This window comes from Variovorax sp. Soil_C_26 (assembly GCF_057657075.1).
Genome location: NZ_JBDGJC010000010.1, coordinates 1 through 15,330, shown reverse-complemented (window position 1 = coordinate 15,330; position 15,330 = coordinate 1). Strand labels below are relative to the sequence as shown.

Annotated in this window: 15 protein-coding genes; 9 read left to right on the top strand and 6 right to left on the bottom strand. The window is 69.8% G+C overall.

The genetic code is table 11. From position 1 onward, the window contains the following. Window positions 1-61 precede the first annotated feature (61 nt). The 6 genes from AC3A6G_RS23015 to AC3A6G_RS22990 all read left to right on the top strand — a co-directional run bounded on the left by AC3A6G_RS23015 (window position 62) and on the right by AC3A6G_RS22990 (window position 5,890). Entirely contained in the window at window positions 62-916 is an 855-nt protein-coding gene (locus AC3A6G_RS23015) for an AraC family transcriptional regulator (RefSeq protein ID WP_487860019.1), read from the top strand. Window positions 917-995: 79 nt separating this feature from the next. Continuing rightward, entirely contained in the window at window positions 996-1,712 is a 717-nt protein-coding gene (locus AC3A6G_RS23010) for a phosphatase PAP2 family protein (RefSeq protein WP_487863599.1), read from the top strand. Between the two features lie 92 nt (window positions 1,713-1,804). Beyond that, window positions 1,805-2,047, top strand: coding sequence for an acyl carrier protein (locus AC3A6G_RS23005; RefSeq protein ID WP_487860017.1), 243 nt, complete (start codon window positions 1,805-1,807; stop codon window positions 2,045-2,047). Next, entirely contained in the window at window positions 2,044-3,255 is a 1,212-nt protein-coding gene (locus AC3A6G_RS23000; protein ID WP_487874657.1) for a beta-ketoacyl-[acyl-carrier-protein] synthase family protein, read from the top strand. Before AC3A6G_RS23005 ends, AC3A6G_RS23000 begins: the two co-directional genes overlap by 4 nt. Window positions 3,256-3,297: 42 nt before the next feature. Continuing rightward, on the top strand, window positions 3,298-5,025 hold the full coding sequence (locus AC3A6G_RS22995) for a SulP family inorganic anion transporter (RefSeq protein WP_487860015.1): 1,728 nt from the start codon (window positions 3,298-3,300) through the stop codon (window positions 5,023-5,025). Further along, window positions 5,006-5,890 (top strand): LysR substrate-binding domain-containing protein, encoded by an 885-nt coding sequence (locus AC3A6G_RS22990; RefSeq protein WP_487874656.1) that lies wholly within the window; start codon window positions 5,006-5,008, stop codon window positions 5,888-5,890. The genes AC3A6G_RS22995 and AC3A6G_RS22990 overlap by 20 nt, the downstream gene beginning before the upstream one ends. A 19-nt stretch (window positions 5,891-5,909) precedes the next feature. On the opposite strand, the gene AC3A6G_RS22985 is transcribed toward AC3A6G_RS22990, so the two are convergent. Genes AC3A6G_RS22985 through AC3A6G_RS22960 form a run of 6 tightly spaced genes read right to left on the bottom strand, consistent with a single transcriptional unit; the run spans window position 5,910 to window position 12,596 of the window. Beyond that, window positions 5,910-6,656, bottom strand: a complete 747-nt coding sequence (locus tag AC3A6G_RS22985) for an enoyl-CoA hydratase/isomerase family protein (RefSeq protein WP_487874655.1) — start codon at window positions 6,654-6,656, stop codon at window positions 5,910-5,912. Window positions 6,657-6,661: 5 nt separating this feature from the next. Next, window positions 6,662-7,468 carry an enoyl-CoA hydratase gene (locus AC3A6G_RS22980; RefSeq protein WP_487874654.1) on the bottom strand — a complete coding sequence of 269 codons (807 nt, stop codon included), beginning with the start codon at window positions 7,466-7,468 and terminating at the stop codon, window positions 6,662-6,664. Then, window positions 7,465-8,670, bottom strand: a complete 1,206-nt coding sequence (locus AC3A6G_RS22975; RefSeq protein WP_487860058.1) for a CaiB/BaiF CoA transferase family protein — start codon at window positions 8,668-8,670, stop codon at window positions 7,465-7,467. Before AC3A6G_RS22975 ends, AC3A6G_RS22980 begins: the two co-directional genes overlap by 4 nt. 32 nt (window positions 8,671-8,702) lie before the next feature. Then, window positions 8,703-9,764 carry an ABC transporter ATP-binding protein gene (locus AC3A6G_RS22970; protein WP_487860011.1) on the bottom strand — a complete coding sequence of 354 codons (1,062 nt, stop codon included), beginning with the start codon at window positions 9,762-9,764 and terminating at the stop codon, window positions 8,703-8,705. Between the two features lie 44 nt (window positions 9,765-9,808). Beyond that, window positions 9,809-11,545 (bottom strand): ABC transporter permease, encoded by a 1,737-nt coding sequence (locus AC3A6G_RS22965; RefSeq protein ID WP_487860010.1) that lies wholly within the window; start codon window positions 11,543-11,545, stop codon window positions 9,809-9,811. Beyond that, complete coding sequence (locus AC3A6G_RS22960; protein WP_487860009.1) at window positions 11,529-12,596, bottom strand: ABC transporter substrate-binding protein; 1,068 nt, start codon at window positions 12,594-12,596, stop codon at window positions 11,529-11,531. Before AC3A6G_RS22960 ends, AC3A6G_RS22965 begins: the two co-directional genes overlap by 17 nt. A gap of 154 nt (window positions 12,597-12,750) precedes the next feature. Between AC3A6G_RS22960 and AC3A6G_RS22955 the strand changes: the two genes are divergently transcribed. From AC3A6G_RS22955 to AC3A6G_RS22945, 3 genes are read left to right on the top strand one after another with little or no spacing between them, the layout of a single operon-like run. Further along, a complete protein-coding gene (locus tag AC3A6G_RS22955; RefSeq protein WP_487874653.1) occupies window positions 12,751-13,515 on the top strand; it encodes a GntR family transcriptional regulator in 765 nt (254 codons plus the stop codon). Window positions 13,516-13,519: 4 nt separating this feature from the next. Then, window positions 13,520-14,506 (top strand): quinone oxidoreductase family protein, encoded by a 987-nt coding sequence (locus AC3A6G_RS22950; protein ID WP_487860007.1) that lies wholly within the window; start codon window positions 13,520-13,522, stop codon window positions 14,504-14,506. Next, complete coding sequence (locus AC3A6G_RS22945; protein WP_487860006.1) at window positions 14,503-15,267, top strand: glutathione S-transferase family protein; 765 nt, start codon at window positions 14,503-14,505, stop codon at window positions 15,265-15,267. Before AC3A6G_RS22950 ends, AC3A6G_RS22945 begins: the two co-directional genes overlap by 4 nt. Window positions 15,268-15,330 lie beyond the last annotated feature (63 nt).

Below are 15,330 nucleotides of genomic sequence, written 5' to 3'. Positions count from 1 at the left end.
CCGATGCTATGCGGGCGCGCCGCGGCAGAATGGCGATACAGCGACAACATTTGTCGAAACCATGCCACGCGCACTTTCTTCACCGCCTTCGTCTCCGTCACCCGTCACCAGCGTGGCGTCGCTCACGCCGCACCTCTATGCGCCCGACGCGGTGCGGCCGCTTCGCGCCAAGGAACACTTCCTGAGCGCCGACACCTTCGTCGAGCTGCACCAGCACCCGTGGCCGCAGCTCACCTTCTCGACGCGCGGCGTGATCCGCCTCAACACACAGGACGGCAGCTACATCGTGCCGCCGTCGCGGGCGGTCTGGGTGCCGGCCGACATGCCGCACAGCATCATGCTGATCGAAGACGCCGAGCTGCGCACCGTGTACCTGCATGCCTGGCTCGGCCCCCCGTGGGAAAAATGCGAAGTGCTCGACATCAGCCCGCTGCTGCGTGCGCTGATGCTCGCGCTCGACACCACGCCCGACGGCCTGCCGCTGGCCGATGCGCATGCGCCGCAGCGCGAACGCATGATCGCGCCGCTCCTGATCGACGAGCTCGAGCGCGCCCCGCAGATCCGCATCGACGTGCCGCTGCCCGCCGACAAGCGGCTGCGCCAGCTGTGCGAAGTGCTGCTGCGCAACCCCGCCGACCGCGCGACGCTGGCCGAACGCGCCGCCGCCATCGGCGCCAGCGAGCGCACCGTGGCGCGACTGTTTCGCGACCAGCTCGGCATGAGCTGGCAGCAGTGGCGGCAGCAGGCCGTGATGGCGCACGCGCTGCCGCTGCTGGCGCGCGGCATGGCCGTGAGCCAGGTGGCGGCGGCCAGCGGCTATGCCACCGACAGCGCGTTCTGCGCAATGTTCAAGGCCGCCACGGGGCGCTCGCCCACCTCGTTCCAGCACAAGAAGCGTTCCGCGGCGCTCGCCTGAGGGCGCAGGCGGCGCCGTCATGGCGCTCTGGCAAGATCGGCGGGTTTCAAGACGAAACCACGGACCACAAACCAGCCCCATGGCGCCCCCTTCCCGACCGCATCGCCCCCCCACCTGGACCGCCGACATCGGTGCGCGCATGCGCCGCCTCTTCTGGCTCAAGGCGATCGGCACCACGGCCTTCACCTGGCTGTTCTTCATCGGCTACTTCCACCTGCTGCGCAACCCGGCGTACCCCGTCACGGTGATGCCGCTCACCGCGCTCGACCATCTGATCCCGTTCCAGCCCTACGCGCTCGGCGCGTACCTGTCGCTCTGGTTCTACGTCGGGTTCGCGCCCGGGCTGTTGCCGAACTTCCGCGAACTGCTGGTGTACGGGCTCTGGATCGGCGCGCTGTGCCTCACTGGCCTGGGGCTGTTCTACCTGTGGCCGACGCAGATCCCGCCGCTCACGATCGACGTGTCGGGCTACCCGGGTTTCGCGATGCTGCAGGGCGTGGACGCCGCGGGCAATGCCTGCCCCTCGATGCACGTGGCGGTGGCGATCTTCACGGCCATCCGCCTCGACCATGTGCTGCGCGAGACCCGCACGCCGGTGGCCTTTCGCGTGGCCAACTGGGTCTGGTTCGCGGCCATTGCGTATTCGACCCTGGCGGTCAAACAGCACGTGGTGCTCGATGCGCTGGCCGGCGCGCTGCTCGGCATCGCCTTCGCCTACCCGTCGCTGCGCTGGCGGCCGGGGCGCGCCGAGCGGAGCACTGTGCCGGTCGGAGCGGATATCATTGGCAATCACTGACCACATGCCGAGCGAGGAAGGGGTCGATCCCATGGCGCACCTTGCGGCGGCCCGATCGATCAGCGACGGCAAATGACAACAGGCATCGCACGATGAGTTCGCTGAAGGAATTGCAGGACCTGATCCACGAGAAGTACGGTATCGAACCGTCGAAACTCGACCCCGACGCATCGATGCGCGAAACGGGCGGGCTCGACTCGCTGGCCCTGGCCGAGTTCCTTTTCGCCATCGAAGACCATTTCGGCATCACCATGCCCGACGACGACGCGAACATCGACACGCTGGGCGAGCTCGCGCTGCTGGTCGACAAGGTCAGGGCCGCCAAGGTCGCGTGAACCACGAGGTCAGCGTCACCGGGCTCGGCGTCATGGCGCCGCACGGCAGCGCGCCCGACGCACTGTTCCAGGCGCTGCTCGACGGCCGCTCGGCCATCCAGCCCGTCTTTCCCGACCTGCCCAAGCCCGCGGCCGCGGCCACCGTGGCTTTCGACGAAACCCGCTGGTTCACCAAGCTGCAGCTCGCGGGCGTCGACCGCGTGAGCCAGCTCGCAGTGGCCGCCGCCGACCTTGCCCTGCACGACGCAGGCTTCCTCGACCGCGCCGACACCGATCCCGAGCGCATCGGCGTCTATGCCGGCTGCGGCATGGGCGGTGCAGCGGCGCTCGAGGCCGCCTACCGCGGCGGCATGCGCGTACCGCCGCTCACCATTCCGGCCTTCATGCCCAACGCGCCCGCGGCGCACGTCGCAATGCGCAACGGGGTGCAGGGCCCGGTGCTGACCTACTCGGTCGCCTGCGCTTCGTCGTCGGTCGCCATCGCGGAAGCTGCCAAGGCGGTGCAGCGCGGCGAGGTCGACCTCGCGATCGCGGGCGGCAGCGAGGCGCTGATCGTGCCCGGCGTGGTGCTGGCCTGGCAGGCGATGCAGACCCTGGCCACCTTCGCGCCGGGCGAAGCGGCCAGTTCGGTGCGGCCCTTTGCGAGCGACCGCAGCGGATTCGCACTGGGCGAAGGCGCAGCCTTCCTGGTGCTCGAATCCGCCGAACGCGCACGCCGCCGCGGTGCCCGCAGCCATGCCACGCTGGCCGGCTGGGGCCTGAACAGCGATGCCACCCACCTCACCAAGCCCGACGCGCCGGGCCAGGCCCGCGCATTGCGAGCCGCGCTGCGCCAAGCGGGGCTGCAGCCGCGCGACGTGGGCTATTGCAACGCACATGGCACGGCCACCCGCATCGGCGACGTGGTCGAACGCAACGCACTCGCGGAAGTCTGGGGCCCCGACCTCGACCGACTGCGCGTGAGCTCGACCAAGGCACTGCACGGCCACATGCTCGGCGCGGCGGGTGCGATCGAAGCGGTGATCACCATCCTCGCGCTGCACCGGCGCGAGCTGCCTCCCAACGCGCATTGCGACGCGCCCGATCCCGCCTGCAGCCTCGACCTGGTCAGGCCCGGCGATGCGGCCGCACCCGGCATCGAAGCCGCCATCAGCAACTCCTTTGCCTTCGGCGGAACCAATTCCGTGCTGCTGTTCCGCAGGCCCTAGGAACACAACAGGCGGGTGCTACGCGGTCGCCATCTCCCCTTCATGAATTCCGCAGCCTCCTCCTCTTCGCCCTCCCTGCGCCAGCGCCTGTCGCGCTGGGTTCCCTGCCTTGCATGGCCCCGCCCTTCTGCCGCGCTGCTGCGCAACGAGGCCATCGCCGGCATCACGGTGGCGCTGATGGTGCTGCCGCAAGGCGTGGCCTATGCGGCGCTCGCGGGAATGCCGCTGGTCACGGGCGTGTATGCCGCGCTGTTCCCGGCGCTCATCGCAGTGATCTTCAGCTCGTCGCAGCGGCTGTCGGTCGGGCCCACGGCACTCACTAGCCTGCTGGTCGGCGCTTCGCTGGCGCCGCTCGCGGTGCCCGGCAGCCCCGAATGGGTGGCGATGGCGGTGTGGCTCACGCTGATGTCGGGTGTGATCCAGATCGTGCTGGGCGTCGGGCGCTTCGGCTGGCTGCTGCGGCTGGTCAACTCGCCGGTGCTCATCGGCTTCACGCAGGGCGCGTCGGTGCTGATCGCCATCTCGCAACTGCCGGCGCTGCTCGGCTACACGGGGCGCGCCCTGCCGCAGGTGCTGCAGGGCGGGCCACCGCCCGACTTCGTGGCAATCGCCTTCGGGCTCGGCGGCATCGCGGTGCTGTGGCTCGGCAAGCGGCTGGTGCCGCGCTTTCCGACCACGATGGCGCTGGTCGCGGGTGCGGCGGCCATCAGCTGGACCATCGACTACGCGTTGCGCGGCGGTGCCGTGGTCGGCAGCCTGCCCTCGGGCCTGCCCGATTTCTACTGGCCGAGCCTGCTGCCCCTGGACACCTTCAGCGCGCTGGTGCTGCCGGCGCTGATGATCACGCTCGTTAGCTTTCTCGAGACCGCCTCGAGCGCCAAGGTCGACAACGCGCGCGCGGGCACGCTGTGGAACGAGAACCAGGACCTGATCGGCCAGGGGCTGGCCAAGCTGGCCTCGGGCTTCTCGGGCGCGTTCCCTACCAGCTCGTCGTTCTCGCGTTCGGCCATCACGCTCTATGCCGGCGCGCAGACCGGCTGGGCCACGCTGTTCAGCGTGGTGGTCGTGGCCGGCGCATTGCTCTGGCTGATGCCGCTGCTCTACCACGTGCCGCAGGCGGTGCTGGCGGCGGTGGTGGTCACGGCCATCCTCGGGCTGGTCAGGCCGGCGAGCTTCGTGGCGCTGTGGCGCGTGTCGCGCATCGAGGCCGGCATCTCGTTCGGCACCTTCGTGCTCACCATCGCCACGGCGCCGAGCATCTACTGGGGCGTGCTGGGCGGGCTGCTCGCGAGCCTGGCGCACTACATGTACCGCCACCTGCATCCGCGCATCATCGAGGTGGGGCTGCATCCCGACGGCAGCCTGCGCGACCGCCAGCTCTGGAAGCTGCCGCCGCTGGCGCCGCAGCTCTATGCGCTGCGCATGGACGCCGAGCTCGACTTCGCGACTGCCTCCACGCTCGAGCGCACCCTGACCGTCGCGCTGGCCGAGCGGCCCGAGCTGACCGACGTGTGCCTGTTCGCCCAGCCGATCAACCGCATCGACATCACGGGTGCCGAAGTGTTCGGCTCGATCCGCCGCATGCTCGAAGCCAAGGGCGTGCGCCTGCACCTGAGCGGCCTGAAGCTGCCGGCGCTGCAGGTGCTCGAGCGCGCCGGGCTGCTCGCGCCGGGGCCGATGCTCTTCAGCTACCGCACCGACAGCGAGGCGCTCGCGGCACTCACGAGCCGCAACACCGGCGAAGCGCCGCATGAAGACCACGCTCGATGAACTGGCCGCGTTCCGTGCGGTGGTCGACACCGGCTCGATCACGGCCGCGGCCGAGCAGCTCGCGCAGACGGTCTCGGGCGTCAGCCGCGCGCTGAGCCGGCTCGAACAGAAGCTCCAGACCACGCTGCTGCGGCGGACCACGCGCCGGCTCGAACTGACCGAGGAAGGCGCCGCCTTCCTGCAGCGCACCCGGGCCATCCTCGATGCGATCGACGAGGCCGAAGAGCTGCTCGCTGCGCGGCGCGAGCAGCCGGCCGGGCGGCTGCGCGTGAACGCAGCGTCGCCTTTCATGCTGCATGCGATCGTGCCGCTGGTGCCGGAATTCCGCCGGCGCTTTCCGCAGATCGCGCTCGAGCTCGACACCGACGATCTGCCGATCGACCTGCTCGAGCGCCGCACCGACATCGCGATCCGCATCGGGCCGCTGCGCGACTCCACGCTGCATGCCCGTCCGCTCGGCACCCACCGCCTGCGCGTGCTCGCGAGCCCGGCCTACCTCGCGGCGCACGGCAAGCCGCGCAAGGTGGCCGAGCTGGCCGGGCATGCGCTGCTCGGCTTCACGCAGCCCGAGTCGCTCAACCGCTGGCCGCTGCGCGGCCTGCATGGCGACGAATGGACGATCACGCCGTCGCTCTCGGCATCGAGCGGCGAGACGCTGCGCCAGCTCGCGCTTGCCGGCGTGGGCATCGTGTGCCTGTCCGACTTCATGACCGCGGCCGACCGCGCGCGCGGTGACCTGGTGCAGTTGCTGCCCAGGGACACGGTCGACGTGCGCCAGCCGGTCAACGCGGTGTACTACCGCAACACGCAGCTGTCGGCGCGGATCACATCGTTTCTCGACTTCCTGTCGGAGCGCATGGCCTGACCGGTCGCGTGCGCCTGCGCTACCGTCCGGTGAAGCGCGGCGCCCGCTTCTCGGCCCAGGCGCGCTGGCCTTCCTGCAGGTCTTCCGACCGGGCGGCCTGCGCCATGTCGTGCTGGAGCTCGGCCGCGTCGAGCCTGCCGCATGCGATGCGGTTCAGGTGCTTCTTCATGCCGACGAGCGGGATCGGCGCCATCGCCGAGAGCGTGTCGATCAGGCGCTGTCCCACCGCCGCGAGTTCGGCCGCAGGCACCAGGTGCGTCAGGAAGCCGATCGCCTTCATCTCCTCGGCGCCGATGCGCTCGGCCGTGAGGAACAGCCGCTTGGCGTTGTCCAGGCCGAGCCGCGTCACGTAGCGTTCCAGGCCGCGGCCATAGAAGTGCAGCCCGAGCCGCGCGGCCGGCATGAACATGTCCATGCCCACCACGCCGAGCCGGAAGTCGCAGGCCAGCGAGAAGTCGGTGGCGCCGCCGTAGACGCTGCCCTGCAGCAGCGCCAGCGTCACGGGCCGGGCCTCCTCGAGCGCGTTCACCACCGCGTCGAAGGCCACGTCGCGCGAGGCACCGATGCGCCCGATGTCGTAGCCGCTGCAGAAGTACTTTCCTTCGGCCTGCAGCGCGAGCACCAGCACCTCGGGCTTCGCGTTCACCGCCGCGATGTGCGCGGCGATGGCCGCGAGGTCATCGGATTCGAGCCGGTTGGCCTGCGCGGGGCGTCGAAGCGTGATGCGCGCCACGGCGCCGTCGATCGTCAGTTCGGGAATGCCCATCTTTGTCATCGTCCTTTGAAAACCGGGGTGCGCTTTTCCATGAAGGCGCGGCGGCCTTCGCGGTAGTCCTCGCTGTCGAAGCAGCGGTCGACCAATGCCTCGATCGCCTCGGCCTCGGGCGTGGCCGAGTAGCCTTCGAAGGCACGCACCGCCGCCTTGGCCGCATGGACCGTGAGCGGCGCGTTGCCGGCAATGCCGGCGGCATAGGCGCGCACCTGTTCGAGGAGCTGCGGCCCGTCGGCCGCGATCATGTTCACCAGGCCGATGCGATGCGCCTCGTCAGCCTCGAGAAAACGCGCGCTGAACAGGATGTCCTTCGTGGCCGAGGGCCCCACCAGCCGCGCGAGCCCCGCAATGCCCGCGTATTCGTAGCCCAGACCCAGCTTGGCCGCGGGAATGCCGAAGCGCGAGCCCGCGGTGGCGATCCGGACGTCGGCGGTCAGCGCCAGCGCGAGCCCGCCGCCGATGCAGAAGCCCTCGATCATCGCGACCAGCGGCTTGCTGAGCCGTGCCAGCCCGCCCTGCCCGCGCGCGGCGACCTTGCCGTAGGCGGCCTTCTGCTCGGCATTGGCGCGGAACTGCTCGAACTCCGAAATGTCGGCCCCGGCCGCGAACGACCGGCCGCCGGCACCGCGCATCACCACCACGCGCACCTGCGGGTCGGCCTCGAAGGCCTCGGCCGCATCGCCGAGCCCCTGCCACATCTCGAGCGACACCGCGTTGCGGCGCTCGGGGTTGTTGAAGGTGAGCCAGCCCACGCCGTCCTCGATCTCGGCGATGATCTTCGGCGTGGCCAATTGAAGGCGGTTCATGCCACTGCCCCTTCGGCGCGCAGCGCCTCGATGGCGCCCGTGTCGTAGCCCAGCTCTTCGAGCAGCGCGTCGCTTTGCGCGCCGGGGTCGGGCCCCGCCAGGTGGAACTGCGCCGGATGCGGGCAAGCCGAAAGGTTGATCGGCGAGCGCAGCAGCGCGATGTCGCCGAGCACCGGATGCCGTGCGGGCCGCGTCATGCCGAGGTGCCTGACCTGCGCGTCCTCGAAGGCCTGGCCGATGTCGTAGATCGGGCCGCACGGCACGCCCGCGGGGTTGAGCCGCGCCACCAATTCGGCGGTGTCGAAGCGCGAGGTGATGCCGTCGATGTCGGCATCGAGCTGTGCGCGGTGCGCGAGCCGCGAGGCAGCCTCCTGGTAGTCGGGGTGCGCGAGCAGCGCCTGGGCATCGAGCGCCTCGCAGAAGCCCGCCCACATTCGGGCCGTTGTGGCCGCGATGTTGACCATGCCGTCGCGCGCGCGGTAGGTGCCCATGGGTGCGAGCGTGGGATGCGAATTGCCCTGCTGCTGCGCCACCTCGCCGTCGACGGTATAGCGCGCGGCCTGGAAGTCGAGCTTGTTGAGCATGCTCTCGATCAGCGAGGTATGCACCCACTGGCCCTCGCCCGTGTGCTCGCGGTGCAGCAGCGCGAGCAGGATGCCCTGGCCGAGGAACATGCCCGCCGTGGTGTCGGAGATGGCGATGCCCACGCGCACCGGCCCACGGCCCGGCTCGCCGGTGACCGAGCTCAGCCCGCACATGCCCTGCACGATCTGGTCGACGCCGGGCCGGTCGCTGTAGGGCCCGTCCTGACCGAAGCCCGAGATGCTCGCGAGGATGATGCGCGGGTTGATGCGACGGAGCTGCTCGTAGCCCAGGCCGAGCCGCTCCTTCACGTCGGCGCGGAAGTTCTCGACCACCACGTCGCTGCGCGCGATGAGCCGCCGCAGCACCTCCGCGCCGCGCGGCGATTTCAGGTCGAGACAGAGGCTGCGCTTGTTGCGATGCAGGTTCTGCTCGTCGGACCCGCGCCGGCGGCCGGTGACGGAGCCGCGGTCCTGCGCGGGCGGCGGGTCGACGCGCGTCACGTCGGCGCCCCAGTCGGCCAGCAGCCGCACGGCCACGGGACCGGCACGGGCAATCGTAAGGTCCAGCACCTTGTAGCGCGAGAGCGGCAGTGGGGACGGAGTGGCTGTATCGGACATCATGTGCTTTCTTTGATGTGGCAGCTGCATGCTCAGCTCACCACGGCGACGCCGCGCGGGTCGAGCGACAGCGCCGACTCGTGCCCGATCTCGAGCACGCTCGACGGCGGCGCATGCACCTTGAGCGTGCCGCCGCCGCCCACCGGCTGCACCACGTAGTCCCAGTATTCGCCGAGGTAGGTGCGCGCCACCACCGACACCTGCCCCATCGGCAGCGAGCCGCTCACGGGTGTGCCGAGATAGAGCGACTGCGGACGGATCGACACGCGCGCGTCGGCGCGGTCGCGGGCGGCCTCGCCGTCGACCGGCACTTCGCCGTGCAGGCCGTCGAGCCGGATGCAGCCCGCGCTCAGCGTCGCGTTGACGAGGTTGGTGCGGCCGATGAATCCCGCCACGAACGGCGTGTGCGGCCGGTTGTAGAGGTTCCACGGCGTGTCGACCTGTTCGAGCCGGCCGAGGTTGAGCACCGCAATGCGGTCGGAGATGGTCATCGCCTCCGACTGGTCGTGCGTGACGTAGACCGTGGTGAAGCGGAACTCGTCGTGCAGCCGCCGGATCTCGCCGGCCATCTCTTCGCGCAGGTTGGCGTCGAGGTTCGACAGCGGTTCGTCGAGCAGCAGCACCTCGGGCCGCACCACCATCGCGCGCGCCAGCGCCACGCGCTGCTGCTGGCCGCCCGAGAGCTCGGCCGGATAGCGCTCGGCCAGGTGCGACAGGTGCACCACCTCGAGCATCTCGCCCACGCGGCGCTTCGACTCCTCGGCCGGCGTGCGCCGCACGTCGAGGCCGAAGCTCACGTTCTCGGCGACCGTCATGTTCGGCCAGATCGCATAGCTCTGGAAGATCATCGACATGCCGCGGTGCTCGGGCGGCACGGTGCGCCCGGCACCCGAGATCTCGCGGCCGTCCATCTCGATGGCGCCTTCCGATAGTTCGATGAAGCCCGCGATCATGCGCAGCGTGGTCGTCTTGCCGCAGCCCGAGGGGCCGAGCAGCGTGACGAGCTCGCCCTGGCGCAGTTCGAGGCTCAGGTCGTTGACCACCGCGGTGGCGCCGTAGCGCTTGTGGATGTTCTGCAGTCGAAGCTTGGACATGGGTGGGTTCTTCGTTTCGTTCTTCGTTTCGTTCTTCGTTTCGTTCAGCCGCGGCGCAGCATGAAGTCGCGCCCCGCGATGCGCATCCCGGCAGCCACCACCAGCGTGGTGATCACCACCAGCACCACGCCCATTGCGGCCAGCACCTCGTAGTTGCCCTGCTCGCTGAGGTCGAGCGTCAGCACCGACACCACGCGCGAGGCCGGGCCCGTGAGGAACACCGCGGTCGAGAGCTCCTTGGTGCAGATCACGAACACCAGGATGAACACGCCCACGAGCGTGGTCTTGAGCAGCGGGAACACCACGCGCGACAGCACCGTGATGCGCCCGCCGCCGAGCACGCGCACCGCTTCCTCGAGCTCGGGGTTGAGCGAGCGCACCGCGGCGGCGCAGGCGGTCACCGCGATCGGCAGGAAGCGCGTGGTGAAGGCCACCACGATCAGCGTGCCGGTGCCATAGAGCGAGAACGGCGGCCCGGCGTAGGCGGCGTAGAGCCCGATCGCCAGGATCAGGCCCGGCACCGCGATCGGCGCCAGCGCCAGAAACTGCACCACGTTCGGCCACGGCGTGATGCGCCGCTGCACCGCATAGGCCACGCACAGGCCCATCAGCACGCAGACCAGCGCGGTCGCGCCCGAATACAGCACGGTGTTCACGATGGCTTCGCGCACCGTCAGTTGCTCGAAGAAGATGGCGCGGTAGTTGGCTAGCGTGAGGTTGCCGCTGGCGAGCCCGCGACCCCAGGCCTTCGACAGCGATGCGGTCACCAGGATGGCGAGCGGCATCACCACCGTGAGCAGCGACACGAAGGCGGCATAGCCCAGCAGCGGCCACTTCCACCAGCCGATGTCGAACGGCCGGCGCTCGCCCCCCTTGCCCGACACCGAGACGAAGCCCTTGCGCGAGAGCAGCCGGCGCTGCACCCAGAGCATCACCACCGTGAGCACCAGGATCGGCATCGAGAACGCCGCCGCCTGCTCCACGCGCATCGGGTACTCGAAGAAGGACACGATCTGCGTGGTCGCGAGGTTGATGCCCGCGGGAATCGCGATCAGCGCGGGCGTGCCGTAGAGCGCCACCGATTCCAGGAAGATCAGGATCGCCGCGCCCACGATCGACGGCAAGACGAGCGGCAGCGTGACGCGCGTGAGCGTGCGGAACTTGCCCGCGCCGTGGATCGATGCGGCGTCTTCGAGCTCGGTCGAGATCAGGTCGAGCGCCGACTTGGTGAAGACGTAGATCAGCGGAAAGGTGTAGAGCGCGATGACGAACGCCAGGCCCCAGAAGCTGTAGATGTTGAAGGGCCCCGCGTCGCCGCCGAACACCCCGAGCCAGAGCCGGTTGAGCCAGCCCGCGTTCGGCCCGCCCAGCAGGATCCACGCGATGGCGCCGAGGAAGTTCGGCATGACGAAGGCCGCGAGCACGCCCATGTGCGTGAGGTTGCGAAACGGCATGTTGGTGCGCGAGACCGCCAGCGCGAGCGGCACGCCGAGCGCGAGCGCCAGCACGGTGACCGCGCCGCCGAGGTACAGCGAATTCAGCAGCGCCTGCAGGTTCCGGCTGCGCCCGAGAGCGCTCGTGTAGTTGCGCAGCGTGGCGCCGCCGTCGGTGGCGCTGAAGCTGTCCCACACCAGCCGCAGGATCGGGTTGGCGACCAGCAGCACCAGCAGCACGACGAGGATGCCGAACAGCCACAGCGACGGATCGGCGAACCGCGACGGCACCGGTGCGCGCAGCACCTGCGCGGAGGACGGCACCACCGCCTCAGACACCGAAGGCATCGCGCCACAGGTCGATGACTTCGGGCACGCCGTCCACCGATTCCTGCGGATCGGGACGCAGCGCGGCCTTGCTGTCGTCGAGGCCCAGCACGCCCGGGCGCGGCTTGGCGCCTGCACGCTTGGGCACGCCGAAGCGCTCGATCGAGAGCTTGTCGACGTCTTCGCTGCCGAGCAGCCACTCCATGAACAGCTTCGACGCATTCGGATGCGGCGCGTTGGCCATGATCGCCGAGGGCGAGAGCATGAGCACCGGCCCCTCCTTCGGTGCGACGATGGCGAGCGGATTGCCCTTGTTGGCCATCATGGCCGCGAGGTTGATAGGACCGGCCCCGATCGACCGTTCGCCCGAGGTCACGGTGGTGACCGTGTCGATGATCGAGCGGCCCACCTGTGGCTTGTTGGCTGCGAGCTTCTTGAACCAGCCGTCGCCATAGAGCTTGCGCATCTCGATCGCCCAGACGCCCACGAAGCCGCTGAAGCCCGGATGCCCCACCGACACCAGGCCGCGCCACTTCGGGTCGATCAGGTCGTTCCAGCTCTTGGGCGCGTCCTCGGGCTTGACCTTCTGCGTGTTGTAGACCAGGCCGACCATCGCGACGCTCGCCACGTGGAAGTAGCCGTCGGGGTCGAGGTTCTGCAGCCGCTTGTCCATCGACGCAGAGGCCGCGGGCACGTACCTGGCGAGGAGCTTGCGCTTCTTGAGGTCGAGGTAGTGCGCGACGTCGGTCGAGGAGAAGACGTCGCAGTTGGCCGTCTTCGCCTTCAGGTCCTGGTTGAGCCGCTGGAACGCGACCTGCGCGGTGGTGCGCACCACGTTGACCTTCACGCCCGGATAGCGCGCGGTGAAGGTGCGCGACATGAGCTCGGCATCTTCCGAGGGCAGGTAGACGATGTACCAGGTGAGTTCGCCCTCCTTCTTCGCGGCTTCGTGCAGCGCGTCGAGCGACGAGGAAGAAGAGGCCTGGGCGTGCGCGGCAAGCCACGGCGAGAGCGCGGCTGCCGATGCGGCCGCGCCGGCCAGGGCGTGGAAATGGCGTCTGTTCAGTGGCATGGGGGTCTCCGTGGCCGGGGTCGTTGGCGAAATGCGCCGGCTCTTTTTCAGTGTACGTATGAAACTTATAAAAATACATAACGGGTTTATACGTATTCTTAAATCGATCTTCCGTGCACGGTGCTAGGTAGAATCCAACCCATCGGAGACGCCCATGCCCCCATCGACACGCATCAACCTCAGCGACAAGATCCGCGCCGCCCTCGAGGCGGAAATCACTTCCGGCCACCTGACGGCCGGCTCCCGCATCGACGAACAGGAACTGATGGAGCGCTTCGAGGTGTCGCGCACCCCCGCACGCGAAGCGCTGCTGCAGCTGATGTCGGCGGGCCTGGTCACCACGGTGCCGCGCCAGGGCGCGGTGGTGGCGAGCCTGTCGGTGCCCGAATACGTCGCAATGCTCGAGATCCTGATGGAGCTCGAAGGCCTGGCAGCGCGGCTCGCGGCGCGCCGCATGCCGGCGGTGCAGCGCAAGCTGCTCGAAGAGGCCGACAAGGCCTGCCGCGATGCCGCCGCCAGGAACGATGCCGAGCTCTACGGCGCGGCCAACCGCAGCTTCCACGAAATCATCTACGACGGCAGCCTCAATGAAGTGCTGGCGCGCCAGCTGCGTGCGATGCGGCTGCGCATGCGCCATCCGCAGCGCACGCTGTTCGACCGGCCCGGCCGCATCCGCAACTCGCTGGCCGAGCACCGCGTGGTGCTCGAGGCGATCCTCAATGGCGACGAGGATGCCGCCGACCGCGGCATGACGGGGCACATCTCGAGCGGCGGCAACGTGTATGCCGACGCCATCGCCAGCATGCCGCACGGCGTGCCGGTGGCGGCGCCGATCGCCACGCCCGAGGTCGCGGCCGATGCACTGGCGGTGACGCAGCGCGCCGCCACCGGCCGGCGCAAGTCGACAAGCAAGGCCTGACACCATGCGCACCCAAGCCATTCGAATCCAGCGCCACGGCGGCCCCGACGTGCTCGAAACGGTCGAGGTCGACGTCGGCGAGCCCGGCCCGGGCGAAGTCCGCATCCGGCAGTCGGCGATCGGGCTCAACTTCGCCGACATCTACCAGCGCCGCGGTTCGCACGGGCCGCATGCGGTGACCGCGTTTCCGGTCGTGCTCGGCGCGCAGGGCGCGGGCACGGTCGACGCCCTCGGGCCCGGCACCGAGACTGCGGGCCTGCGGGTGGGGCAGTCGGTGGCGTATTTCCATCCCGGCGCCTACCAGGCGGTGCGCAACGTGCCGGCGCACCGCGTGGTGCCGCTGCCGGCGGGCGTGTCGGAGGAAGTGGCGGGCGCCACGCTGCTGCGCGGCCTCACGGCCGAGTACCTGCTGCGCCGGCTCCACGTGGTGCAGCCCGGCGAGGCGGTGCTGGTGCATGCGGCGGCGGGCGGCATGGGCGTGATCCTGTCGCAGTGGGCGCGCGCGCTCGGCGCCATCGTGATCGGCACCGTCGGCTCCGAGGCGAAGAAGGCGGTGGCGCTGGCGCACGGCTGCCACCACGTGATCGACTACCGCAGCGAGGACTTCGTCGCGCGCACGCTGGCGGCCACCGACGGCCAGGGCGTGGCCGTGGTCTACGACGCGGTCGGCAAGGACGTGTTCCTGCCGTCGCTCGACTGCCTGCGCCCGCTCGGCATGGCCATCAACTACGGCACCGCATCGGGCGACGTGGAGGCCTTCGACCTGCAGCGGCTGCATGCGAAGTCGCTCAGCGTGTCGCGCCCGACGCTGCGCACCTTCATCTCCACGGCCGCCGACCTGCGGCGCGGCGCTGCGGCGCTGTTCGACGTGGTGCTGGGCGGCCAGGTGAAGCTGGCGGTCGGCCATCGCTATGCGCTCGCCGACGTGCGGCGCGCGCACGAGGAACTCGAAAGCCGCGCCACCACCGGCGCCGCGGTGCTCATCCCATGAAGCTCTACCACGGCTGGCTCTCCAGCGCCTCGCGCCGCGTGCGCCTCTGCCTGGCCGAGAAAGGGCTGGCCTACGAGAGCGTCCCGATCGACATGGGGCGGCAGGAACACCATTCGCCGGCCTACCTGGCGATGAATCCGAACGGCGTGGTGCCCGCGCTGCAGCTCGACAACGGCGAATCGCTCTACGAAAGCTCGACGATCTGCGAGTACCTGGACGACCTGCACCCCGCCCCGCCGCTGCGCCCCGCCGACCCGTACCAGCGTGCGGTGATGCGCAATTTCGTCCGCTGGACCGACGAGAAATCGCTGCCCAACCTGCTGATCCTCAACTGGAGCATCGCGCTGCAGCCCGGCGCGAGCCAGTGGAGCGACGCCCAGCTGCAGGAACGCCTGGACCGCGTGCCCACGCCCGAGCGGCGCGAGGCCTGGCTGCGCATCGCCCGCCAGCCCTATACCGACGAAGAGAAAGCCGCCGCGCTCGAGAAGCTGCTGGCGCTGGTCGACAAGATGGAGGCGATGCTGCAGCCCGATGCCGAATGGCTGGTCGGCGGGCGCTATTCGCTGGCCGACATCGCGGCCGTGCCCTTCGTGGCGCGCATCGCCGAACTCGCGCCGCAGGCGCTGTCGAGCGAGCGCAGCCCGCGCCTGGCGGATTGGTGGCAGCGCGTGCAGCAGCGCCCGGCCTTCGCGCTGGCGCGGATCGAGCGCTTCGACGCGGTGCTTCGCGAGCGCAACAACGCGGTGTCTAGGGCCTGTTAACACTACGCAAGGGGATCGCGTTGCTTCGCCAAGGGGCTGGCTGCAAGGCGCCCGCGCGCAGCA

Coding starts and splice junctions, on each gene's coding strand:
- AC3A6G_RS23010 (WP_487863599.1), top strand. CDS start 996: ATGGCGCCCCCTTCCCGACCGCATCGCCCCCCCACCTGGACCGCCGAC.
- AC3A6G_RS22965 (WP_487860010.1), bottom strand. CDS start 11,545: ATGCCTTCGGTGTCTGAGGCGGTGGTGCCGTCCTCCGCGCAGGTGCTG.
- AC3A6G_RS22945 (WP_487860006.1), top strand. CDS start 14,503: ATGAAGCTCTACCACGGCTGGCTCTCCAGCGCCTCGCGCCGCGTGCGC.
- AC3A6G_RS23005 (WP_487860017.1), top strand. CDS start 1,805: ATGAGTTCGCTGAAGGAATTGCAGGACCTGATCCACGAGAAGTACGGT.
- AC3A6G_RS22990 (WP_487874656.1), top strand. CDS start 5,006: ATGAAGACCACGCTCGATGAACTGGCCGCGTTCCGTGCGGTGGTCGAC.
- AC3A6G_RS22975 (WP_487860058.1), bottom strand. CDS start 8,670: ATGTCCGATACAGCCACTCCGTCCCCACTGCCGCTCTCGCGCTACAAG.
- AC3A6G_RS22970 (WP_487860011.1), bottom strand. CDS start 9,764: ATGTCCAAGCTTCGACTGCAGAACATCCACAAGCGCTACGGCGCCACC.
- AC3A6G_RS22995 (WP_487860015.1), top strand. CDS start 3,298: ATGAATTCCGCAGCCTCCTCCTCTTCGCCCTCCCTGCGCCAGCGCCTG.
- AC3A6G_RS23015 (WP_487860019.1), top strand. CDS start 62: ATGCCACGCGCACTTTCTTCACCGCCTTCGTCTCCGTCACCCGTCACC.
- AC3A6G_RS22960 (WP_487860009.1), bottom strand. CDS start 12,596: ATGCCACTGAACAGACGCCATTTCCACGCCCTGGCCGGCGCGGCCGCA.
- AC3A6G_RS22955 (WP_487874653.1), top strand. CDS start 12,751: ATGCCCCCATCGACACGCATCAACCTCAGCGACAAGATCCGCGCCGCC.
- AC3A6G_RS22980 (WP_487874654.1), bottom strand. CDS start 7,468: ATGAACCGCCTTCAATTGGCCACGCCGAAGATCATCGCCGAGATCGAG.
- AC3A6G_RS22950 (WP_487860007.1), top strand. CDS start 13,520: ATGCGCACCCAAGCCATTCGAATCCAGCGCCACGGCGGCCCCGACGTG.
- AC3A6G_RS22985 (WP_487874655.1), bottom strand. CDS start 6,656: ATGGGCATTCCCGAACTGACGATCGACGGCGCCGTGGCGCGCATCACG.